The organism is Amycolatopsis sp. WAC 04197, assembly GCF_003947475.1.
In the GTDB taxonomy this organism is placed as follows: Bacteria; Actinomycetota; Actinomycetes; order Mycobacteriales; family Pseudonocardiaceae; genus Amycolatopsis; species Amycolatopsis japonica.
In genome coordinates this window covers 311,828-333,046 of sequence record NZ_QHJK01000003.1, presented here as the reverse complement: position 1 = coordinate 333,046, position 21,219 = coordinate 311,828, and the positions used below count along the sequence as shown (strand labels likewise).

At 68.7% G+C, this 21,219-nt stretch carries 19 protein-coding genes; 9 read left to right on the top strand and 10 right to left on the bottom strand.

What is annotated here, in order from left to right; translation table 11 throughout:
• Nucleotides 1–4: 4 nt before the first annotated feature.
• From DMC64_RS14580 to DMC64_RS14570, 3 genes are all read right to left on the bottom strand, one after another.
• Nucleotides 5–1,048: a hypothetical protein gene (locus DMC64_RS14580; protein ID WP_125733938.1), complete on the bottom strand. Its 1,044-nt coding sequence runs from the start codon at nucleotides 1,046–1,048 to the stop codon at nucleotides 5–7.
• A gap of 16 nt (nucleotides 1,049–1,064) precedes the next feature.
• Nucleotides 1,065–2,624 carry a discoidin domain-containing protein gene (locus DMC64_RS14575; protein WP_125734271.1) on the bottom strand — a complete coding sequence of 520 codons (1,560 nt, stop codon included), beginning with the start codon at nucleotides 2,622–2,624 and terminating at the stop codon, nucleotides 1,065–1,067.
• 87 nt (nucleotides 2,625–2,711) lie between these two features.
• Complete coding sequence (locus DMC64_RS14570; RefSeq protein WP_125733937.1) at nucleotides 2,712–4,280, bottom strand: discoidin domain-containing protein; 1,569 nt, start codon at nucleotides 4,278–4,280, stop codon at nucleotides 2,712–2,714.
• 174 nt (nucleotides 4,281–4,454) lie between these two features.
• On the opposite strand from DMC64_RS14570, the gene DMC64_RS14565 reads away from it, so the two are divergent.
• The 6 genes from DMC64_RS14565 (at nucleotide 4,455) to DMC64_RS14545 (ending at nucleotide 9,412) form a co-directional block, all read left to right on the top strand.
• Nucleotides 4,455–5,990, top strand: a complete 1,536-nt coding sequence (locus tag DMC64_RS14565; RefSeq protein ID WP_125733936.1) for a CdaR family transcriptional regulator — start codon at nucleotides 4,455–4,457, stop codon at nucleotides 5,988–5,990.
• Between the two features lie 107 nt (nucleotides 5,991–6,097).
• Complete coding sequence (locus DMC64_RS14560; protein WP_125733935.1) at nucleotides 6,098–7,360, top strand: FAD-binding oxidoreductase; 1,263 nt, start codon at nucleotides 6,098–6,100, stop codon at nucleotides 7,358–7,360.
• An 11-nt stretch (nucleotides 7,361–7,371) separates the two neighbouring features.
• Nucleotides 7,372–7,542 carry a hypothetical protein gene (locus DMC64_RS42965; protein ID WP_037338058.1) on the top strand — a complete coding sequence of 57 codons (171 nt, stop codon included), beginning with the start codon at nucleotides 7,372–7,374 and terminating at the stop codon, nucleotides 7,540–7,542.
• Between the two features lie 90 nt (nucleotides 7,543–7,632).
• Nucleotides 7,633–8,091, top strand: a complete 459-nt coding sequence (locus DMC64_RS14555; protein ID WP_125733934.1) for a GreA/GreB family elongation factor — start codon at nucleotides 7,633–7,635, stop codon at nucleotides 8,089–8,091.
• 63 nt (nucleotides 8,092–8,154) lie between these two features.
• Nucleotides 8,155–8,958 (top strand): metallophosphoesterase, encoded by an 804-nt coding sequence (locus DMC64_RS14550; protein WP_125733933.1) that lies wholly within the window; start codon nucleotides 8,155–8,157, stop codon nucleotides 8,956–8,958.
• Between the two features lie 10 nt (nucleotides 8,959–8,968).
• Nucleotides 8,969–9,412 (top strand): DUF6389 family protein, encoded by a 444-nt coding sequence (locus DMC64_RS14545; RefSeq protein WP_125733932.1) that lies wholly within the window; start codon nucleotides 8,969–8,971, stop codon nucleotides 9,410–9,412.
• Here the strand turns inward: DMC64_RS14545 and DMC64_RS14540 are convergent.
• A complete protein-coding gene (locus tag DMC64_RS14540) occupies nucleotides 9,370–10,038 on the bottom strand; it encodes a GntR family transcriptional regulator (protein WP_125733931.1) in 669 nt (222 codons plus the stop codon). The two genes, DMC64_RS14545 and DMC64_RS14540, sit on opposite strands and share 43 nt — an antisense overlap.
• Before the next feature lie 59 nt (nucleotides 10,039–10,097).
• On the opposite strand from DMC64_RS14540, the gene DMC64_RS14535 reads away from it, so the two are divergent.
• Complete coding sequence (locus DMC64_RS14535) at nucleotides 10,098–11,111, top strand: proline racemase family protein (RefSeq protein WP_125733930.1); 1,014 nt, start codon at nucleotides 10,098–10,100, stop codon at nucleotides 11,109–11,111.
• A 12-nt stretch (nucleotides 11,112–11,123) separates the two neighbouring features.
• Nucleotides 11,124–12,059 (top strand): ornithine cyclodeaminase family protein, encoded by a 936-nt coding sequence (locus tag DMC64_RS14530; RefSeq protein ID WP_125733929.1) that lies wholly within the window; start codon nucleotides 11,124–11,126, stop codon nucleotides 12,057–12,059.
• Here DMC64_RS14530 and DMC64_RS14525 read toward each other — a convergent pair.
• The 5 genes from DMC64_RS14525 to DMC64_RS14505 all read right to left on the bottom strand — a co-directional run bounded on the left by DMC64_RS14525 (nucleotide 12,038) and on the right by DMC64_RS14505 (nucleotide 18,452).
• Entirely contained in the window at nucleotides 12,038–12,943 is a 906-nt protein-coding gene (locus tag DMC64_RS14525; RefSeq protein ID WP_125734270.1) for an SAM-dependent methyltransferase, read from the bottom strand. The genes DMC64_RS14530 and DMC64_RS14525 overlap by 22 nt on opposite strands.
• A gap of 35 nt (nucleotides 12,944–12,978) precedes the next feature.
• Nucleotides 12,979–14,604, bottom strand: a complete 1,626-nt coding sequence (locus tag DMC64_RS14520; RefSeq protein WP_125733928.1) for a carboxylesterase/lipase family protein — start codon at nucleotides 14,602–14,604, stop codon at nucleotides 12,979–12,981.
• Nucleotides 14,605–14,879: 275 nt separating this feature from the next.
• Entirely contained in the window at nucleotides 14,880–17,054 is a 2,175-nt protein-coding gene (locus tag DMC64_RS14515; protein WP_125733927.1) for a xanthine dehydrogenase family protein molybdopterin-binding subunit, read from the bottom strand.
• Nucleotides 17,051–18,013 (bottom strand): xanthine dehydrogenase family protein subunit M, encoded by a 963-nt coding sequence (locus tag DMC64_RS14510; protein ID WP_125733926.1) that lies wholly within the window; start codon nucleotides 18,011–18,013, stop codon nucleotides 17,051–17,053. Before DMC64_RS14510 ends, DMC64_RS14515 begins: the two co-directional genes overlap by 4 nt.
• Complete coding sequence (locus tag DMC64_RS14505; RefSeq protein ID WP_125733925.1) at nucleotides 18,000–18,452, bottom strand: (2Fe-2S)-binding protein; 453 nt, start codon at nucleotides 18,450–18,452, stop codon at nucleotides 18,000–18,002. Before DMC64_RS14505 ends, DMC64_RS14510 begins: the two co-directional genes overlap by 14 nt.
• Nucleotides 18,453–18,674: 222 nt before the next feature.
• Here DMC64_RS14505 and DMC64_RS14500 point away from each other — a divergent pair, with 222 nt between their 5' ends.
• The gene (locus DMC64_RS14500; RefSeq protein WP_125733924.1) at nucleotides 18,675–19,256 is read left to right on the top strand and encodes a TetR/AcrR family transcriptional regulator; all 582 of its coding nucleotides are present in this window, start codon (nucleotides 18,675–18,677) and stop codon (nucleotides 19,254–19,256) included.
• A 64-nt stretch (nucleotides 19,257–19,320) separates the two neighbouring features.
• Here the strand turns inward: DMC64_RS14500 and DMC64_RS14495 are convergent, their stop codons facing one another.
• Nucleotides 19,321–21,060: a pyruvate dehydrogenase gene (locus DMC64_RS14495; RefSeq protein ID WP_125733923.1), complete on the bottom strand. Its 1,740-nt coding sequence runs from the start codon at nucleotides 21,058–21,060 to the stop codon at nucleotides 19,321–19,323.
• Between the last annotated feature and the right edge of the window lie 159 nt (nucleotides 21,061–21,219).

Here is a 21,219-nt window from a genome sequence, read left to right as displayed (position 1 = left end):
TAAGTCACGCCGAGGGCTTGCCGAGACCACCCGTGACCGACGGCGACGACGCGAGCGGAACCAGCAGCCGCGCCGCGCCACTGCCGTCCGCGGGCACGGCCCAGATGTCGCTTTCCTTCCCGTTCCCGCGCGGCAGGCTGTACCCGATCGTGTCGTTGTCGAGCCACACCACCTGGTCGTCCACACTGCGTGTCTCCGCCAGCGGGGTCTCACGCATCGTGGCGAGATCCAGCACGTGTTCCCGCCACGGGTTGACGTCGCCCTCCGCCACCCGCTTCTTGAACGCGAGTTTCTTCCCATCCGGCGACAGCGAAGGGCATTCCGCGTTCTCGCGCAGGGTGCGGGCGTTCCACGCCGTGTTGTCGCCCTGCACCAGATAAGTCCGCCCGCCGGTGGCGACCGTGGCGTAGAAAGTGCGCTCGTCCGCGGCGAACGTGACGCCCCAGTAGTTGACGTCCTCGCCACGATGGGGCACGTCCCCGATCCGCAGCGGGATGCCCTCGATATTGCTCGACAGCTCGTTCAGCTCGCGATCCATGATGGCCGTGCGCGTCGAGAAGGTGCCGGGTGTCGAGTAGGAGTCACCGGTGACGAAGGTGGTCCAGCTGCCCATCCGGCCACCGGGTGAGAGCTTCGCGCGGTTGGGGATTCCGGGGACGTCGACTCGTTTCACCTCGCCGAGCGCGGCATCGACGAACCGGGCGACCGCACCCGCCATCGGCGTGGAGTCCTTCGCCAGGCACAGGCCGCCGTTCGCCACGGTGTAGAACCGTTCACACGTGAGCGAGCTGATGCGTCGCGGCCCTCCGGGATCGGAGACGGAGACCGAGGCGACGTTGCCGTACCCCGGCCCCGAAGCGCCGTTGCGGAACAGCAGTCTGCCCTGCTCCCCCAGCCCGACCTGCCCCGAGGAATCCACCGCGACCGTCGCGTCCGCCGCCTGTCGCTCGGGGCTTTTCGCCTTGGCCTGCACCACGTACACCACCGAGGCGGCGGCGAGGGCGGCGACACCCGCCAGCGCCACGACGAACTTCATCGGAAGCTTCATCCCGTCTCCTTCCCCGTCACCGGCAGCGGTACGGGCCTGCTTTGTCGAGCAGTTCGCCGTTGGTGCCGATGATTTCCCAGGAGTAGGTCTTTCCCTTGAGGACCAGCTTCATCACCCCGTGCTTGCCCAGGATCTTCTCGACGCCTTCGCGGGCCTTGTAATCGAGGTACAGGCTGTCGCCGCCGATACCGGCGATGACCGAACGCACGCCGTTGGCCTCGTCGACGTGCCCGTTGACGTCCAGCGGCTTCGTCCGCTCGTAATGGTGATCGTGTCCGGCGAACACGACGTCCGCCTTCGCCCTGGCCAGCTCGTTCCACAACGGCGCCACGCTCTTCGCGTCACCGGAATTCCCGGAGTTGAAGCGCGGGTGGTGCCAGTAGCCGGCGATACAGGATTTCTTCGTCTTCGCGAGGTCCTTGCGCAGCCAGGCGACCTGTTCGGCGCCGCCGCCGTTGTACACCGGGTCCGAATCGAGCGCGACGAAATGGAAGGCTCCGACGTCGAAGCTGTAGTACGGCTTGCCCTTCGGCGTCGCGATCTTGCCGAAGTACTGTTTGTACCCCGCCAGCTCGTTGTTCCACTCGTGGTTGCCCGGCGTGGGTTTGGTGATCTTCTTGAACCTGCCCCACGTCTTGTCGTAGTAGGACCGGAATTCTTCGATGGTGCCGTCGACGTATTGGTTGTCTCCGACCGTCAGCACGTAGCGTGGCTTGATCTTGGCGACGAGCTCCGCGGTCTGCTGGTGTTCGGAAGGCAGCTCCGGTTTGGCGATGTCGCCGGCGAGCGCGATGACGATGCCGTCGGACGGGGTCGGCCGGGTGGACGCCTTCACCGGCGCGGTCGACCCGGACAGGTTTCCGGCCGCGTCCCGCGCCCGCACCGCGTACTGGAAGTCGAAGCCCGAAGCCAGCGACGTGTCGGTGTAGGACGTCGTCGCGGACCTGCCGATCACGTTGCCGTTGCGCAGGATCTCGTACTCGACGACCCCGACGTTGTCACTCGCCGGGTTCCAGCCGAGCGTGATGCTCTCGGTGGTGGACGACGCCTGCCGGAGCCCCGACGGCACCGACGGCGGCTGGATGTCGCCGTCGCCGGTCCGGACGCCGTAGACCTCCAGTTCCCACAGCGAGTACCCGTAAACGGTCGCCCGTGCCGTGCCGAAGATCCGGACGTGCCGTGCGGAGGTGTTGAGGCCGGTGAACTCGTCGAGTCCGCCGTCGCTCCCCACCACGGTCTTCACGTCGCGCCAGTTCTGGCCGTCGTCGGACGCCTGGAGCTGGTAGTCCTTCGCGTGGGCCGATTCCCAGAAGACCTTGATCCGGCTGATGTCCGCCGGGCCGCCGAGGTCGACCGCGATCCACTGTGGATCGCCCTCCAGGCTCGCCCAGCGGGTCGTCGAATCGCCGTCGACGGCGAGAGCACCGCTGAAGCTCTCGTTCTCGACGGTGGACGTCGTGGTCCGTTTGTTGACCGACAGCAGGGATTCCACCGGTCCGGCCGCGGCGCTGGAAGCGATCACGGGCTGAGCGAGCAGGACGATCGCCGCGATCGCGGCGGTGCCCGGCTTCACCATTCGATTCACCTGTACTCCTGGTTGGGCCTACGTCGTCATGGAACACGGATCGGGTCCGGTGCCGAGTACGGCACCGGACCCCGTCCGTCAGCGGCAGGTGTACGGGCCCGCCTTGTCGAGCACGTTCCCGTTGGTGTCGTGGATCTCCCAGGAGTAGGACTTCCCGTTCAGCATCAGCTTCATGACGCCGTGCTTGGCAAGGATCTTCTCCACCCCTTCGCGGGCCTTGTAGTCCGTGTAGAGGTAGTCGCCACCGATGCCGGCGATGACCGAACGCACGCCGTTGGCCTCGTCGACGTGCCCGTTGACGTCCAGCGGCTTCGTCCGCTCGTAATGGTGATCGTGCCCGGCGATCACCATGTCGGCCTTCACCTTGGCCAGCTCGTTCCACAGCGGGGCGATCTGCTTCTTGTCACCGGAGTTCCCCGAGTTGAACCGGGGGTGGTGCCAGTACCCGATGACACAGGACTTCGTGTTCTTCGCGAGGTCGTTGCGCAGCCAGGTCACCTGCTCGGAACCGCCACCGGTGTAGATCGGGTTCGAGTCCATGGCGACGAAATGGAAGTCGCCGATGTCGTAGCTGTAGTACGGCAGGCCCTGCGGGTACGCGATCGCACCGAAGTACTCCTTGTACCCCCGGAGCTGGTCGTCCCATTCGTGGTTGCCCGTCGTGGGTTTGGTGATGCTCTTGAACTTGCCCCACGTCTTGTCGTAGTGCGCGCGGTACTCGGAGATCGTGCCCTTGTGGTACTGGTTGTCGCCCACGGTCAGCACGTACTGCGGGTTGATCTTGGCGACCTGGTTCGCCGTCCCCTGGTGCGTGGAGAAGAGCTCCGGGTTGGCGATGTCGCCCGCGAGCGCGAGGGTGACCGGGCCGCTGCCGCCGGGCTTGGTCGCGGCCTTGACGACCGGACTCGCCGCAGAGACGTTGCCCGCCGCGTCCCTTGCCCGCACGGAGTAGCCGAACTCCGCTCCGGACGCCAGCCCGCTGTCGGTGTAGGTGGTCGTCGCGGTGGTGCCGACGACGTTCCCGTCACGGAGCACCTCGTACTCGGTGACCCCGACATTGTCGGTGGAGGCCGTCCAACCGAGGGTCACGCTGTCCACGGTGGTGGCCGTCGCGGTGAGACCGGTGGGCACCGTCGGCGCCTGGGTGTCGCCGCCGCCGACGCGGTCGCCGTAGACCTCCAGTTCCCACAGCGAATAGCCGTAGGTCGTGCCGCGGGCCGTGCCGTGGATACGGATGTGCCGGGCGGAGGCGTTCAGTCCGAGGTGCTCGTCGATGCCGCCGTCTCCGCCGACGATCGACTTGATGTCGGTCCACGTCCGGCCGTCGGCCGAGCCCTGGATCTTGTAGGTCTTGGCGTAGGCGGCTTCCCAGTTCAGTTTGACCTTGGTGACGGTCGAGGTGCCGCCGAGGTCGACGGCGATCCATTGCGGATCGACGCCTTCCTCGCTGGCCCATCTGGTCGTGGTGCTGCCGTCGACCGCGTTGCCACCGCCGAATTCGGCGGCCTCGACCGACGACGTGGTGGTCGGCTTGCCCGCCGACAGCAGGGATTCCGCTTGCGCGGTGGTACCCGACGAGATCAAGGTCTGCCCCAGCAAGGCCAGGGTCGCCACCGCGACACCGGCCAGGGGTGTTCTCCGTTTCATGCGAACTCCTCGACGTTGCGGAGTCGGCGAGTACCGGCGGTGGGCGGCGACTTGTCAGCCGGAGTCGCTTAGTTAAGTAAGTTTCCTAACGATCGCAGTGTAAAAGGTTCTTAAACTCACAGTCAACGGGTGATCGCGCGGTGCCCGGCACCATTTGATGGCAGGGTCGCGGCCATGGTGACGCTGGATCGGCTCGTGAACGTCCTCGGTGGATACGGGGCGCGGTTGTGGTGCTGCCCGGTGTCGCGCGAGGCGGCCTTGCGCGACGTGGTCATGCACGACCCCGCCGACCCCCGCGACCTGCGCGGGGACGTGTACCTCGCCGTCGGCGCGGAGTCGGTCGCGGCCGCCGTCGAGCTGGCCGCGGCGGCGCAGGCCTCGGTCGTCCTGGTCCGCGGCTCGTCGCCGGATCCGGAGGCGGCCGAACGGGCGGAGCGCGGCGGCGTCGCGGTGCTGCTGGTGGACCCGGACGTGTCCTGGGGACAGCTCGCCGGCGTGGTCTACGGCCTCGTGCTGGAGGGCCGCGAGACCGAGTCGGGCCGCGGGCCGACCGACCTGTTCGCGCTCGCCGACAGCCTGGCGGACGCGCTCGGCAGCGCGGTGACCATCGAAGACCGGCTGTCCCGCGTCCTCGCCTACTCCAGCCGCCAGCACCTGGCCGACCGGGCGCGGCTGGAGACGATCCTGGGCAGGCTCGTCCCGGAGCCGGTCCGCGAGCTGTTCGAACGGCGGGGTGTGTTCAGGCACCTCGCCGAATCCGACGAGCCGCTGTTCGTCGAGGCCGATCCGGAACACGGGCTGACCGGACGCATGGTCGTCGCGGTCCGCGCGGGCCGGGAGCTGCTGGGTTCGATCTGGGTGGAATGCGACCGCCCGCTCTCCGACGCCCGGCGCGCGGTCCTGCGGGACAGCTCGCGCACGGTCGGCCTCCATCTGCTGCGCTCACGTGCGAGCGCGGACTTGGAGCGGCAGGTCGAATCCGATCTGGTGATCCGGCTGGTGGAGGGCACACCGGACGCGGCGGCCGTGCTCAGCAGGCTGGGCCTCCCGCCCGGTCGGTTCCGGGTGATCGCGCTGCAGGCCCATATCGGCGACGAGCGCCATGCCGCGCTGCTGCTCGCGTTCGAGCGGGCGACCACCGGTTTCGGCTGGTCACGCGCTGGTCGCAGCACGCTGTTCAGCAACACCGTCTACACCGTCCTGCCTGGGGACGACGTCGAGGCCGCCAGGGCGTGGGTCGGTTCGATCCGCGAGGCGCTGCCCCGGCAGGTGACGATGCTGGCCGGCATCGGGGCGGGTGCGACGTCGGCGGAGTTGCCCGCCAGCAGGCTCGAGGCCGACGAATGTCTCGCGCTGCACGGCGTGCGTCCGGGCACGAAATCCGCGATCGCCTACGACGAAGCCTGGGACGACATCCTGGTGCAACGGCTGCGGGCCGCCGCCGCGTCCGGCCGGGCACCCGCCCGCGGCCCGATCACCGAACTCCGGCGGCACGACAGCGCGAACGCCACCAGCTACGTCGCGACGCTGCGCGCCTGGCTCGAGGCGCAAGGGGATCTCGCGGAGGCCGCCGAGCGGCTGGAGGTGCATCCCAACACGATCCGCTACCGGCTCCGGAAGATGGCCGAAGTGACCGAACTACGCCTCGACCAGCCCGCAAAACGACTGGCGATGATCATCGAACTGGCCGTGTCCGACCCGGCACCTTGACCGTTCCGGCCAAAACGATCCGACCAGGTTGTCGATTCCGGACAATCGGCACCGCCTGAATCCGAGCCATCCTGACCGCGACAGCACCACTCGTTGCGGAGGAACTCATGGGCGATCTCGACCGGATCGACGGCGGCCCGCGTTCGGCGATCGTGATCGGAGCCGGCGTGGTCGGCCTGTCGACCGCGTGGTTCCTGCAGGAACGCGGCGTCAGTGTCACGGTGGTCGACCGCGCGGGTATCGCGGCGGGCGCGTCGTGGGGCAACGCCGGCTGGCTCTCCCCCGGCCTCTCGATCCCGCTCAACGAACCCGGCGTACTGCGCTACGGGCTGCGGACGCTGCTGGACCGGCAAGCCCCGCTGCACGTTCCGCCGTCGCCCGACCCACGCCTGTGGTCGTTCCTCGCGCGGTTCGCCGCGAACTGCACCGGCCGGTCGTGGACCCGCGCGGTCGAGGCGAACGCACCGCTGAACGACGAATGCCTGGAAGCCTTCGACGTCCTCACCACGAACGGCGTGGACGCGCCGACCATCGAAGCGCCGATCACGGCGGCGTTCGAGACCGCCGACCACGCCGCCGGGCTGATCGGCGAACTGCGGCGGATCGAGGAAGTGGGACAGGGCATCTCCTACACCCGCCTCACCGCGGCCGACCTCGCCGAGCGGTTCCCGCAGGCCACGGCCAGGCTCGGCGCCGGTGTCCGGATCGACGGGCAGCGCTACGTGGACCCTGGCCGGTTCGTCGAGTCGCTGGCACGGTCGGTGGTGAGCCGCGGCGGCACGATCCGCCACAAGTTCGAGGTCGCTTCCCTGCGCGCGTACCGTCACGCGTTGAGCGTGCGCTCGAAGACGGGCCAGACGGTGAACGCCAACGCGGTCGTGCTGGCGACGGGGGCCTGGCTCGGAGACCTGGGCCGCAAGTGGGGAGTCAAGGTCCCCGTGCGGGCCGGACGCGGCTACTCCTTCACCGTGCCGACCGACGAACCGGTGCCCGGCCCGCTCTACCTGCCCGACATCCGCGTGGCGTGCACGCCGTACCGCGAAGGGCTGCGCGTGGCCGGGACGATGGAGTTCCGGAAACCGGACGCTCGGCTGGATCCGGCGAGGATCGCCGCGATCATCGCCTCGGCGCGGCCGTACCTCACCGGCCTGGACTGGGAGCGGCGCACCGACGAATGGGTCGGCTCCCGCCCCGTCACCACCGACGGGCGGCACGTGATCGGCGCGACGAGCACACCCGGGCTCTACGTCGCGGGCGGGCACGGGATGTGGGGACTGACCCACGGCCCGATCACCGGACGCCTCCTGGCCGAGCACATCACCACCGGCAAACAACCGGAGGCGCTGCGGCCCTTCGACCCCCTTCGCTGATTCGGACGGAAATGCTCCCAGAGAACGAAACCCCACCAGGCGAACAGTCCGAAGTGGACCGGCTCCGCGCCGAGAACGCCCTGCTGCGCACCGAGAAGGACCTTCTGCTGAAGGCCGCGATCGGGTTCGCCACCGACGCGGGCGCCTTCCAGCGGCGGTCCCGTGAACCAGAGACCCGCTGACCGAAGCGGGACTCACCGAAGGTCTGTGGGGGCCGGGTCCTTTCCGCGCCCGGCCCTCACAGACGTATCCACCGAAAGGCGATCACCACCATGTCCACCGTCTCGTCAGGCCCTTGGCTGACCAAGGAAGCGCACGCTCGGCTGGTGCGGGAGCTCGCGACGTTGCGGCGCCCCGGCACCGACGACCGGTACGGCGACGACGAAATCACGCACAACGCCCACCGGCAGGCACGGATCCGGCAGATCGAGGACATGCTGCGCGGCGCCGTCGTCGGGCAGGATCCGCCCGACGACGGGATCGCCGAGCCCGGCATGGTGCTCACCGTCCGGTACGACGACGGTGACACCGAGACCTTCCTGCTCGGCACGCGCGACGAGGCGGGACACGGCGATCTGGAGGTCTACTCCCCCGATTCGCCGCTCGGGCGCGCGCTGCACGGCGCGAAACCGGGTGACCGGCGGGAATATCTCGTGCCGAGCGGCGGGGCCGTCCATGTCACGTTGCTGGACGCCAAGCCTTACGGGCGGCATCGGGAGGCCGCTCACTGAGCCCGGAGCGCGCCGGCGCGAGATTCCGTAACCTGGGCCTGACGACCGGTCTGGGGGGTGCGTATGGGGAGAGTCGCCCTCATCAGCGATGTCGGCGGGCATCCGGATCAGCTGCGCCAGGCCCTGGCCTGGCTCGGCGTGACCTCGGAACGACTCCCACCCGAGCTCACCGTGATCCAGGTCGGCGATCTCGTCGATCGCGGCCCCGACAGCGCGGGGGTGCTCGACATCGCGGGAAAGCTGCTGGAAGACCGGCAATGGATCCAGCTCGCCGGGAACCACGAGACGCAATACCTGCCCGGTGGGGACATCTTCTGGCGCGAGCCCCTACCGGAAGACGACGTCACCAGATTGCGGGAGTGGTGGGCCGACGGCCGGTTGCGGGTGGCCGAGGCGGTACGGACCGCCGACGGCGAAGAACTTCTGGTCACGCACGCGGGTCTGACGCTCGCCTGCTGGCAGCGTCTGGGAGGACCGACGTCGGCGACGGAAGCCGCGGCGATCCTCAACGAGCGCCCGGACTTGATCTGGGAAAGAGGTGAACACGGCCGCGACGAGGACGCAGGGCCCTTGTGGGCCGAATCGGGAGCGGCATTGCACGAACCGTGGATGGGCTACTTCGGAGTCGTACCGTTCGGCCAGGTCCACGGGCACTCCACGGTCGTGCGGTTCGCCGAGCGGACCTGGCGATGCGCGGGCCGGATCCGGCACCGTACGACGGTCGACTGGCGGGCCCGCCACGTTCGCGTACGGGTCGGAGGGCGGGTGTTCACCGGTATCGATCCGGGGCACGGCCGCACTGGTGCCGACGAGTGGCGACCGCTCATCCTCGACGACGCCCGCGTCACGACACCGAGCCCACGCTAAATTGTCCTGTGTGGACAAAGACGAGTACCGCCGCCGACTTCGCCGCGTCCTCGACGCGCGTTCCGACGACGTCGCCGCGCGGCTGAGGATGATCGTCGGAGCGATCGGCGACAGCGTCGAGAGCGTGCGGATCGAGGTGTTCCCCGACCAGGACGGCGAGGGCACCTTCGATGTATGGGCCCGGTTCGAGGGCCCGGACTCCTACGTCCTCAACAAACCGATCGACGAGCACCGCCACCTGTTCGGCGTCGTCCACCACGAGACGGGCTGGGAACCCGACGTACCGCCGCTCCCACGAGGTCTTTCGGCGGACCTCATCGTGGACACGGTCGTCGAGTGGCTCGACTCGGTCTGGATCCGGACGTTCGACCCGCGGCCGCCGATTCCGGTGGAGGTGTCCTGTCCGGACGGCTACGGCTCGGCCGCCCAGATACCGCGGACATGCCCGATGTGACGACGCATCAGCGCCTCCGCACCGTCGGCGTCGCGAGCCTCGACGAGGTCGACGAGTTCGGAATGCTCGCGCGCTGAAGCGACGAGCTGTCCACGTTCGGCCAGGACCTTGAGGCCGTAGATCCGCGATCGTGCTCGTAACGACCGGACGATTTCGACGAGGTGTTCGTTGCCGGCCAGTCCCAGCAGCGCGAGATGGAACTCCATGTCGAATCTGACGTGCCCGATCAGGTCCTGGTCGACGGAAGCGCGCTCGATCCCGGCCGCGAGCTCGCGGAGCCGCTTCAGCGCACCGGCGTCGGCGCCCGTCTCGGCGATGCGGCGTACGGTGGGCACCTCGATCAGGGCACGCAGCTCGGTGAAGTCGTCGAGTTCGCGTTCGGATGGCTCGGTGACCCGGAAACCCTTGTTGCGCACGGTTTCCATGAGCCCTTCCTTGACGAGGTCGAGCATCGCCTCCCGCACCGGGGTCGCGGACACACCGAATTGTGCGGCCAGCGTGGGCGCGGAGTAGACGACACCGGGGCGCATCTCGCCGGAGATCACCGCACCGCGAAGGTTCTCGATGACCTCGTCGCGCAGGTTGCGACGACCACCGATCGACGACAGTCCTTCGACCGCACCCATCATCGATCCCTCCACCAGGCGTTGGCTCAGTACAATGTCACATGTTACGTTCGTTCACCATGACGGACGACGGGATCGAGGCGGTCGATTACCACTGCGGTGGCGAACCGTTCAGGATCGTCACCACGACGGCGGGACCGGCCGGAGCGACGGTCGCGGAAAAGCGGGTCGCGGCCGCCGTCGATCCCGAGGTCGACGGATTGCGGCAGCTGCTCTGCTCCGAGCCTCGCGGGCACGCCGACATGTACGGCGGTTTCATCGTCGCGCCGGACGATCCGGGCGCCCATTTCGGCGTTCTCTTCTGGCACAAGGACGGCTTCTCCACCGCCTGCGGCCACGGCACGATGTGCCTTGGCACCTGGGCGGTCCAGACCGGGCTGGTGCCCGTCGATCCCAGCGGTGTCACCGACGTCGTGATCGACGTTCCGTCCGGACGGGTGACCGCACGGGTCTCGACGGCCGGAACGAAGGTCACCGCGGTCGACTTCGTCAGCGTCGCCGGCTACCTGCTCCATGACGAGGTCGTCGTGGAAACCTCACGCGGCGCCGCCACTTGCACGATCGCGTTCGGCGGCGCGATCTACGCCCACGTGCCGGCGGCGACCTTCGGCCTCTCCGTCGACAAGGCGTCGCTACCCGAATTGATCGCGCTGGGGCGGGAGATCAAGAACGAGATCAACGCGACCGCGTACGCCGAGCACCCGCTCGATCCGCGTCTCAGCGGCGTCTACGGCGTGATCTTCTTCGACGAACTCGGCGGCGAGGACGGAGACGTCCGCCAGCGCAATGTGACCGTGTTCGCCGACGGGCAGGTGGACAGGTCGCCCTGCGGTTCGGGGACCGCCTCCCGCGTCGCGGCACTGCACTCGTCCGGACGGCTGGCGACGGACGGCACCCTCGTCCACTCGTCGATCGTCGGTTCGACGTGGTCCGCCCGGATCGCGGACACGACCGTGGTCGCCGGCCGGAACGCGGTGCTGCCCGTGGTGACCGGCCGCGCGTTCCGCACCGGTCATCACCGGTTCGTCGTGGACCCCGACGACGACCTGGTCCCGGGCTTCGTACTGCGCTGACAAGGAGGATTCGTGGACGTCGTGACCTTCGGCCCGGACGAGATCCGGTCCGCCGTGTCCATGCCCGCCGCGATCGACGCGGTCCGGAACGGGTTTCTCGCCCTGCGCCGCGGCGAATTCGAAATGCCGACGCGAACCGTGTTGCGCGACGGCGGATTCCTCGTGATGTCGGCGCACCACCGCCCGACCGCGTCGGCGATGATCAAAACCTTGAGTCTCGACTTCGACCGCGACCCGGCCATCGCCGGCACCGTCGTCTGGAGCGAATTCGGCCACAGCGGTCAGCTCGTCGCCGACGCCATCGAGGTGACCCGCATCCGCACCGGCGCCATCACCGGCGTCGCGACCGATCTGCTGGCCCCGCCGGAAGCGAGGACGTGCACCCTCATCGGCGCGGGCGGGCAGGCGGCCGACCAGGTCCGCGCCGTGCACGCCGTCCGGCCGCTGACCGAGCTCAGGATCGTCAGCCGCGGACTCGAACGCGCCGAAGCGCTCGGCAAGGCACTCGGTGCGGAGCTGGACATCAACGCCGTCGCCCTCACCGACGCCGACGAGGCCGTTCGGGACGTGGACATCGTCTGCTGCGCGACGACGTCCACCACACCCCTGTTCTCCCTCGAATCACTGGCCGAACACGCCCACGTCAACGCCATCGGCGCGTACCGCCCCACCATGCGAGAACTGCCCGACGAACTGCTCGCCGACGCGACCGTCGTCATCGACGAACGAGACGCGACTCTCGAGGAGTCCGGCGAGATCATCCACGCTCTCGCGGCGGGGGCCATCACCGAGGACGACCTCATCGAACTGGGTACCGCGCTGACCGACGGAGTCGTGAAATCCGGAGGCCGCACGGTCTTCAAGTCCGTCGGCGTGGCCATGCAGGACTGGGCGATCGCGCGTCTTCTCGCTGACAGGCGGGCAAGTCAGCGGATCCCGCTGACGTAGAGCATGTCCCCCATCCGCATGCCGTCGTCGGTCAACGCGGGCAGGCCGTTGACGGCGAACAGCTCACGGATACTGATGCCGGTCAGCGTCCAGCCGCGATCGGCCAGGTACGGACCGGCCTCGTTGCGCTCGCCGAAATAACGCAGCCTCGCCATGTCGGTGTCGACGCTCTGCTCACGCCAGCGTTCGGACATGCGGTTCAGGCGTTCCTTCGTCTCCTCTTCCTCGCCCGGCCGGGGGTTGGGCCTGCTTTCGGTGGCCACGCGGCTTCCCGGTGCGCTGAGCTCGGTGATGCGGTCCAGCAGGTCGTCCTGCGCCTCGGGCGGCAGGTAACCCAGCAGGCCCTCGGCACTCCACGCCGTTGGCAGAGCAGGATCGAAACCGACGGCGCTCAAGGCAGCGGGCCAGTCGGCGCGGAGGTCGGCCGCGACCGCCCTCCGGTCGGCGGTGGGCTCCGCACCCAGTTCGGCCAGCGTGCGTGTCTTGAACTCGATGACCTGTGGCTGGTCGAGTTCGTACACCACGGTCCCGGCAGGCCAGGGCAACCGGTACGCCCGCGAATCCAGCCCCGAAGCCAGGATCACGACCTGCGCGATCCCTGCTTCGGTGGCGTCGAGGAAAAACTCGTCGTAGAACTTGGTGCGGACCTTGGCGACGTCGATCCACACCTGCTCGACGAGTTCGCCGGGGGCGGTTTCACCCGACACGAGCCGGGTGAGGGAGTCGACGCCCACCGCCCGGACGAGGGGTTCGGCGAACGGATCGTCGATGAGCGACCGATCCGCGCGCGTGGCCATCGCCCGCGCCGTCGCGGCCAAGGTCGCGGTCGTGCCGACGCTGGAAGCCAGATCCCAGCTGTCTCCGTCGTGCCTGGTGGACATGATCCTCCCCGTGGACTTCCCCGGATTATCGTTTCCGGTCAGCGTCCTTCGGCGAACGGGGTCAGCTTCTTCCAGAATCCGCAATGATGCTGACGCGGGATGTCGGTCGTGAGCCTGCTGTCCCCCGCGGCGTTGAGCGACATGACGACGGGATTCCCGGCGGTGTAGCGATCCCAGCGCGGTGTGCCGTCCACGGTCGGATCACCGGTGCGGGCGAACCCGGTCCATTGCGCGACGAGCTGGTCGGACAGGACCCGCTGATTCGGCGCGAGTTCGACACCGTCCGGGAACAGCAGGAGCCATTCGGCGATGTGGTAGGCGCCGTTCGGTTTGGTGGGATCGAGGAAGAACTGGGGCGGGACGTCCGTATCGTCCATCTGGTAGGCGAAGACCGGGAGGTGCCGGGCCAGCCGTTCGTTGTTGAGGATCGAAGGGCAGACCGAGTTGGAGTCGGCGACGATCGTCCGGAAGGCGAGGAACGGCGCGGGCGTGGGGAACCGGGTCAGCGGATAAATGCGCTGGACCGCGGCAGCGTGCTCGCCGTACTGCTGGCGCACCAGGTTCTCGTAGTCGGCCGGAGTCGAGGCGGACGGCAACTGGGTCTCGTCTCGGGCGACGCCGTGCATCAGGGCGACGTCGTTGACGCGGCCGGTGGCGAAGGCCTCCCCCGGTGACATCGGCAAGGTCTTCCCGTCGACGATCGGCGCGACCGTCCCGTTGTCGGGGTTCCTCCCGTGATCCGCCTGCTTGAGCAACACCGCGGCAGGCGTCTTACGCAGGCACGCGGCCGCTTCGGCGACGTCGCCGCAACCGACGGCGGCGGCGAATCGTGCCCCGGTGCGCTGAGCCTGTGCTTCGGTGGGCAGCTTCGCTTTGCAGTCCTGCGCCTGCCATATGGTGTCGACGCCGAGCAGCGAGTTGTACTCGCCGCTTTCGCTGATACCGCGCTGGAACAACCCCGCCGAGGCGGGCGAGATCGTGTGGGCGCAGACACTCGATCCGCCGGCGGAAGCACCGTAGATCGTCACGTTGCGCGGGTCTCCGCCGAACCGTGAGATGTTGCGCTGCACCCAGCGCAACGCGGCCTGCTGATCCTGCAGTCCGCAGTTCCCGGCCTGCGCGCCGAACGCCTCATGGGCGAGGAATCCGAAGATCCCCAGCCGATAGTTGACCTCCACGCTGATGACGTTGCCCGCGGTCACCAGGCGGCTCGCGTCCTGCGGTTTCCACAGCAGGAACCCGCCTCCATGGAGTTGCACCATCACCGCGAGCGGACCGGGGCCACGTTTGGCGGGCACCCGGACCGTCAGGTTGAGGCAGTCCTCGTCGTCCGAGCCCGGCCCCGCGCCTGCCGGTTGTGCGCACTGGTTTCCCTCGGTGGTCGCGACGAACGGCTCGGTCCACGGGGTGGGCCGTCGTGGTGGCTTCCACCGCAGTTCGCCGGTCGGCGGTGCGGCGTAACGGATCCCCTGCCACGACGTGACCGCGGTGCCGGCGACACCGCACACCGGGCCGTCATCGGTCGTCACCGTGGTACCCGGCGAACAGGCCGGGGCGGGTTGCTCCGCTTCGCGCAGATCACCGGCCATGGACGCCGAGCCTGCCAACGGCGTCATCAGCACGACGGCCGCCACGACGGCGGCCACCTTTCTGTCGAGTCTCATCCGTCCTCCTTCACTCCCGCCCGGCACGAGGGGACGAACGAGAGATTCGCGATTCAACGAGTGGACATCCACAGACCGAACGAAACGGCCTACCGGCGCGGGCACGACGGCGACAATGCCCGTGTCCCGATCTTTCCAGTCTGGCCATGCCCAAGACCGGCGCAACCACCGTTCGGTCGCGCCGGAATTGTCAAATCGAGGGAGGAAATGGTCTTTCGCCGAGAGATGGTGGGGAGGACTTCGGACGTTCAACGTCCCAAATCCTCCCCACCCTTCTACGACTCGTCGAGGAGATCCTCGATCAGGATGGGGATGTGCCGCACCCGGATGCCGGTGGCGTTGTGGACGGCGTTCGCGACCGCCGCCGCCATCCCGACGGTGCCGATCTCGCCGAGCCCCTTCGCGCCGACCGAGTTGTGCAACGTGTCCGGGTACTCGACGAAGTGGACGTCGACCTCGGGGATGTCCGCGTTCACCGGGATCAGGTAGCTCGCGAAATCCCCGTTGGCGAAGCGCCCGTTCTCCTCGATCTCCAGCCCCTCGTGCAGAGCGGCCGAGACGCCCCAGATCATGCCGCCCATGATCTGGCTCCGCGCCGCCTTCGGGTTGATGATCCGGCCGGCGTCGAACACCCCGAGCATGCGCGACACCCTGATCTCGCGCGTCCACTTGTGCACGCGGACTTCGCAGAACTGCGCGCCGAACGAGCTGAACGAATGCTTCGTCAGTTCCTCTCCGGGCGCCGAGGAACCGGTCACGGACAGCGCCGGCCGGTCCAGAGCCCGCAACAGCTCGCCGAAGGTCATCATCCGCTCCCCGGCCTGCACGCGACCGTCCGCGTAGGCGACCTCCATGCCTTCGAACGGCGCACCCGGGGCCGACGCCAGAGCCAGCAGTTCGTCGATCGCCTGGGCGGCGGCGACCATGATGGCCGTCCCGGCACTCGCGGTCGCCGTCGAACCGCCGGACATACCCCCGGACGGCAGGCGCGAGTCACCGAGCCGCGCCTTGACCCGATCCGGCGAGATATCGAGCGACTCCCCGCCGACCAGGGAGAGCACGGTCAGCAGGCCCGTGCCCGGATCGGCCCCGCTGGTCGCCACGGCGGCCGTGTCGTCGGGCAGGAGAGTGAGCTCGACCGTGGCGGGGAACCGCAGCGCGGGGAACATGGCGGTGGCCGTGCCCATGCCCACGAGCCAGTCGCCGTCGGTCCGCCCTCCGGGTGCGCGGTCGGCCCAGCCGAACCGCTCCGCGCCGACCCGGAAGCACTCGTCGAGATGCTTGCTCGACCACTGCAGGTCCTTGCCGGGCGGAGCGGTCGAGTTGTTCCGCTGCCGCAGTTCGATCGGGTCCATGCGCAGCGCGACCGCGAGTTCGTCGATCGCGCTTTCCAGCGCGAAAGAACCGGGTGCTTCCCCCGGCGCCCGCATGAAGGTGGTCGGCGGGATGTTGAGCGGCACCATCTTCTGGCTGATGGCCAGGTTGCGGGTGGCGTACCACTCGCGCGAAGTGCCGTGCGAAGTCGGCTCGACGAACGACCGGTCCATGGGCGTGGTGCACCACGAGTCGTGCCGGAGCGCGTTGAGCGTGCCGTCGTGTTCCGCGCCGAGGGAGATCTTCTGCACCGTCGCGGCACGGCCCGCGGTCGCGGTGAAGACCTGTTCCCGGCTGAGAACGGCCTTCACCGGCTTGCCCAACGCCCTCGCCGCGGCCGCGGCCAGGAACGCCGGGGTCGAAGTGTGCCCCTTGCCGCCGAACGCACCGCCCACGAACGGGTTCACCGCGTGCACCTCGGACGGTTCCACGCCGAGCGCCATCGCCAGCTCCGCCGCCTGCAGATCGGAGGCCTGGTTGCCGCTGTGGATCGTGAGTCCGTCGGCACCCCAGACCGCGACCGCGGAATGCGGTTCCATCGCGGCATGGTTCTGCGTCGCGGTGGTGTACGTGGCCTCGACGACCACCGGGCTCTCCGCGAGCGCGTCCTCGATCGACTCGACTCCCTCGGCCAGGATCGCGAGCGACGAGGGGCCGCCCCTCCCGTCCGGCGCGTCTTCGGCCGAGGCGAGGCCGTCCTGCAACGAAGTCAGGGCGGGCCGGGTCTGATAAGTGACCTCAACCAGCATCGCCGCGTCGCGTGCCTGCTCGTACGTCTCGGCGACCACGAAGCCGATCGGCTGGCCGTAGTAGGTGACTTCCTTGTCCTGCAAGGGAACCCACGTCTCACCCATGACCGGCGTCGCGGGCGTCTGCAACTGCAGCGGATCGAACGGCGTGTACACACCGACCACCCCCGGAGCGCCCTTCGCCGCCGTGACGTCCATCGTGTCGATCTCGCCGTGGGCGATCGTGCTCAGTACGACGTAGCCGTGGACCAGCCCGGGAAAGGTGTGGTCCGCCCCGTATTCGGCCCGGCCGGTGACCTTGAGCGGCCCGTCCACCCTGCTGGTCATGAGCGGTTCCCTTCGGTCAGTTCGAGCAGCGCGCGGACGATGGTCCGCCGCAGCAACGACGGCTTGAACGCGTTCGCGGCCAACGGGCGGGCGCCGTCGGCGGCCACCGATGCGGCCTCTTCGAAGGCGGCGACGGTCGCGGGCGCACCCCGCAGGGCCTCCTCGACGGCGGGAAGCCGCCACGGCACGGTCGCCACACCGCCCGCCGCGACCCGGGCGTCGACGATGCGCGAGTCCTCGACCCGCAGCGCGACCGCCGCGGAACACAGCGCGAACTCGTAGGACTGCCTGTCACGCACCTTGACGTAGGTGGAGTTCGACGCCCAGTCCAGCCGAGGGACCACCACCTCGGCGATCAGCTCGCCGGGACGCAGATCGGTCTCGACCTCGGGGGTCTCACCGGGCTGCCGATAGAACGAGGCCAGGTCGACGGTGCGGGTGCCGGTCTCGCTGACCAGTCGTAGCCGCGCGTCGAGCGCGACCAGGGCGACGGCGACGTCGCTGGCATGGGTCGCCACGCACGCATCACTCGTGCCCAGCACGGCGTGCATCCGGTTGGCGCCCGAGATGGCCGGGCAACCGCTGCCCGGCACCCGCCGGTTGCACGGCATGGCGACGTCACGGAAGTACGAGCAGCGGGTGCGCTGCATGAGGTTTCCGCCGATGCTGGCCATGTTCCGGATCTGCTGGGACGCGCTGAGCAGCAGCGCCCGGGAGATCACCGGGTACACCCCGGCGTGGCCGGCGATGTCGCTCATCCGCTCCAGCGCGCCGAAGCGCAGCCCGTCGGTGGTGTCGATGCCACGCAGCGGTACCGCGTTGATGTCCAGGACCTGTCGCGGTGTCAGGACGTTCAGCTTCATCAGGTCGACGAGGGTGGTGCCGCCCGCGAGGAAGGTGCCGGGCGAAGCGACCGCGTCTTCGACGGTCTCGGGTGCGAGCAGCTCAAAGGGACGCATCGGCCCTCCTCGCCTGCTCGACCGCCGCGATGATGTTCGGGTACGCCGCGCACCGGCAGAGGTTGCCGGACATGAACTCGCGGACGTCCTGGACGTCCTGTTCGACGGCGGCGACCGCCGACATGATCTGCCCGGACGTGCAGAAGCCGCACTGCAGGGCGTCCTGGTCGACGAACGCCTGCTGGACCGGATGCAGACCGTCCTCAGTGGACAATGCTTCGACCGTGGTCACCGGCTGTTTCACGGTGGCGGCCAAGGTGAGACAGGACAGCACCGGCCGCCCGCCGACATGCACCGTGCAGGCGCCGCACTGCCCCCGGTCGCAACCCTTCTTCGGCCCGGTGACGGCGAGCCGCTCTCGCAGCGTGTCCAGCAGGGTCACCCCGGGATCGACACTCAGGTGTTCCGTCCTGCCATTGACTTCGAGTGAGATGTCCACTGAAACTCTTTCCGCAGATCGTCCTGGCCGCGGCCAGGACGGCGTAGGTTGAGGTGGTGGGAGTCCGTTCGTGAATCGAAACGGATATTCATCCGCTTCGATTTCAAGTTAGCGGATCGCGATCCACCCGGCAAGGTCGATGTCCACTCCTGGAGTCGCTCCAGGTTTCCCGGTTCTCTCGGCTACATTCACGGAGAACGGGATCGGTGGACAGGAGGGCAGATGACGACGGGCGCGGTCAATCCCCGGCGTGCGGACACCCGGCGCAACCACGAGCGCATCCTCGCCACCGCCGCGAAGTCGCTCGCCTGCTCCGGCGAGGTCTCGTTCAATGCCATCGCGAAGCAGGCCGAGGTCGGCGTCGGCACGGTGTACCGGCACTTCCCCACTCCGGAAGCCCTCATCCTCGCGGTGTACCGGCGCGAGGTACGTCAGCTGGTCGAGATCGTGCCCAGCCTGCTCGAGAAGTACTCGCCGGAACAGGCTTTCCGAGTCTGGACGACCGATCACCTGGCGCACTACATGATGACCAAACGCGGCCTGGCCGACGCCTTGCGCGCTGCGGGAGCCTCACGCGGAGAGCTGCCGGCGGGCGCCTATCAGGACATGGTCCGGGCGGTCTCCACCTTGCTGCAGGCCAATGTCGAGGCGGGCACCGTCCGCGCGGATCTGAAGCCCGAGACCATCCTGCGCGGCCTTGGCGGCCTGCTCTACCTCGACCCGAAGGGCGAATGGCGGAGCGACGTCGCGAGCCTGCTCGACCTGCTCTGGCGCGGAATGGGAACCGACCGACCCTGTCCGTGAAGGCCTCCTTCCCTCGGCTGAGCCGAGGGAAGGAGGCCTTCACGCGCAAAGTCGGCGCAGCGGTCTACGGCCGCGGGATGTTGCGGAGGTTGGCCCGGGCGAGATCGATCATCCGGCCGACCCCGCCTTCGAGCACGACCTTGCTCGCGGCCAAGGCGAATCCGCCGAGCTGACCGGCGGTGATGTGCGGCGGGACGGACAGCGCGTTCGCGTCCGTCACCACATCCACCAGCGCGGGGCCGTCGTGGCTCAAGGCTTCCTTGAGCGCCGCGCGCAGCCGGGTCGGGTCGGTCACCCGCTCGGCCCGCAGTCCGGCGCCACTGGCGATCGCGGCGAAGTCCACCGGGCGGTGATCGGTCTGGTAGTCGGGAAGGCCGTCCACCAGCATCTCCAGCTTCACCATGCCGAGCGAGGAGTTGTTGAACGTCACGATCTTGATCGGCAGGTCGTGCAGGGCCACGGTGAGCAGTTCGCCGAGCAGCATGCCCAGTCCCCCGTCGCCGGACATCGACACGACCTGGCGCCCCGGGTAGGCGAACTGCGCGCCGATGGCGTGCGGCAGGGCGTTGGCCATGGTGCCGTGCAGGAACGACCCGATGACCCGGCGGCGCCCGTTGGGCGTGAGATACCGGGCCGCCCACACGTTGCACATACCGGTGTCGACGGTGAAGATCGCGTCGTCCGCGGCGAGTTCGTCGAGGAGGTCCGCGGCGAACTCCGGATGGATGGGCACGTGCCGTTCGACGTTGCGGGTGTAGGCGTCGACGACCTGTTCCAGCGTTTTGCAGTGGTCACGCAGCATCCGGTCCAGGAACGTGCGGTCGGACTTGCGCCGCAGGAGCGGCAGCACGGCCCGCAGGGTCTCCCGCACGTCGCCGTGCACCGCCAGCTCGAGCGGAGTGCGACGGCCGAGGCGGGTCGCGTCGTGGTCGACCTGCACGGTCCGTGCCTGGGGAAGGAAGGAGTCGTAAGGGAAATCGGTGCCGAGCAGCACGAGTAGATCCGCGTCGTTCATGGCCCGGTAGCAGGCGCCGTAGCCGAGCAGACCGCTCATCCCGACGTCGAACGGATTGTCGTACTGGATCCACTCCTTGCCGCGCAGGCTGTGGCCGACCGGCGCCTGCACGGTCTCGGCCAGTTCCATCACCTCCGCGTGCGCGCCACGCACCCCGGCACCGGCGAACAAGGTGACGGTCTCGGCGTCGTTGATCAACTCGGCGAGCCGGGCCACCTGCGACTCGGGCGGCACGACCGTCCCGTGCTCGGTGACCGGCACCCCGTTCCCGGTGGGCGCGACGGCGTCGAGATGCGCGACGTCCCCAGGCAATACCAGCACCGACACCTCGCCGCGGGACAACGCGTGCTGCATGGCGATCCGCAGCACCCTCGGCATCTGGGCGGGCCTGCTGATCTGCTCGCAATAGCCACTGCAGTCCACGAACAGCCGTTCGGGATGGGTCTCCTGGAAGAACCCGGTCCCGATCTGACCGGACGGGATATGCGAGGCCAGCGCGAGAACCGGGGCTCCCGTGCGGTGCGCGTCGTAAAGTCCTTGCACCAGATGGGTGTTGCCGGGACCGCAGCTGCCGGCGCACACCGCGAGCCGTCCGGTCAGCTGGGCCTCGGCCGCCGCCGCGAACGCGCCCGCCTCCTCGTTGCGCACGTGCACCCATTCGATACCCGGTGTCCGGCGGATGGCGTCGACGATGGGGTTGAGGCTGTCTCCGACCACGCCGTAGATCCGCTCCACCCCGGCCTGGACCAGGACTTGGACGAACTGCTCGGCGACGTTGGGCTTGGCCATCAGGACCCCTTCGATACTTCGGCGGCGGGAACACCTTCATGATCCACGCGCGAGCGCGTACTCGCAGGTCTAGGCCGTGTCCTGCAAGTCTTGTTCGCGGTCTCCGCGCCCAGGCGACCCCTGACGGCACGGGCGGATGCGGCCGAGTACAACCCGGTA

Coding starts and splice junctions, on each gene's coding strand:
- DMC64_RS14580 (WP_125733938.1), bottom strand. CDS start 1,048: ATGAAGCTTCCGATGAAGTTCGTCGTGGCGCTGGCGGGTGTCGCCGCC.
- DMC64_RS14575 (WP_125734271.1), bottom strand. CDS start 2,624: ATGGTGAAGCCGGGCACCGCCGCGATCGCGGCGATCGTCCTGCTCGCT.
- DMC64_RS14570 (WP_125733937.1), bottom strand. CDS start 4,280: ATGAAACGGAGAACACCCCTGGCCGGTGTCGCGGTGGCGACCCTGGCC.
- DMC64_RS14565 (WP_125733936.1), top strand. CDS start 4,455: ATGGTGACGCTGGATCGGCTCGTGAACGTCCTCGGTGGATACGGGGCG.
- DMC64_RS14560 (WP_125733935.1), top strand. CDS start 6,098: ATGGGCGATCTCGACCGGATCGACGGCGGCCCGCGTTCGGCGATCGTG.
- DMC64_RS42965 (WP_037338058.1), top strand. CDS start 7,372: ATGCTCCCAGAGAACGAAACCCCACCAGGCGAACAGTCCGAAGTGGAC.
- DMC64_RS14555 (WP_125733934.1), top strand. CDS start 7,633: ATGTCCACCGTCTCGTCAGGCCCTTGGCTGACCAAGGAAGCGCACGCT.
- DMC64_RS14550 (WP_125733933.1), top strand. CDS start 8,155: ATGGGGAGAGTCGCCCTCATCAGCGATGTCGGCGGGCATCCGGATCAG.
- DMC64_RS14540 (WP_125733931.1), bottom strand. CDS start 10,038: ATGGGTGCGGTCGAAGGACTGTCGTCGATCGGTGGTCGTCGCAACCTG.
- DMC64_RS14535 (WP_125733930.1), top strand. CDS start 10,098: ATGACGGACGACGGGATCGAGGCGGTCGATTACCACTGCGGTGGCGAA.
- DMC64_RS14520 (WP_125733928.1), bottom strand. CDS start 14,604: ATGAGACTCGACAGAAAGGTGGCCGCCGTCGTGGCGGCCGTCGTGCTG.
- DMC64_RS14515 (WP_125733927.1), bottom strand. CDS start 17,054: ATGACCAGCAGGGTGGACGGGCCGCTCAAGGTCACCGGCCGGGCCGAA.
- DMC64_RS14510 (WP_125733926.1), bottom strand. CDS start 18,013: ATGCGTCCCTTTGAGCTGCTCGCACCCGAGACCGTCGAAGACGCGGTC.
- DMC64_RS14500 (WP_125733924.1), top strand. CDS start 18,675: ATGACGACGGGCGCGGTCAATCCCCGGCGTGCGGACACCCGGCGCAAC.
- DMC64_RS14495 (WP_125733923.1), bottom strand. CDS start 21,060: ATGGCCAAGCCCAACGTCGCCGAGCAGTTCGTCCAAGTCCTGGTCCAG.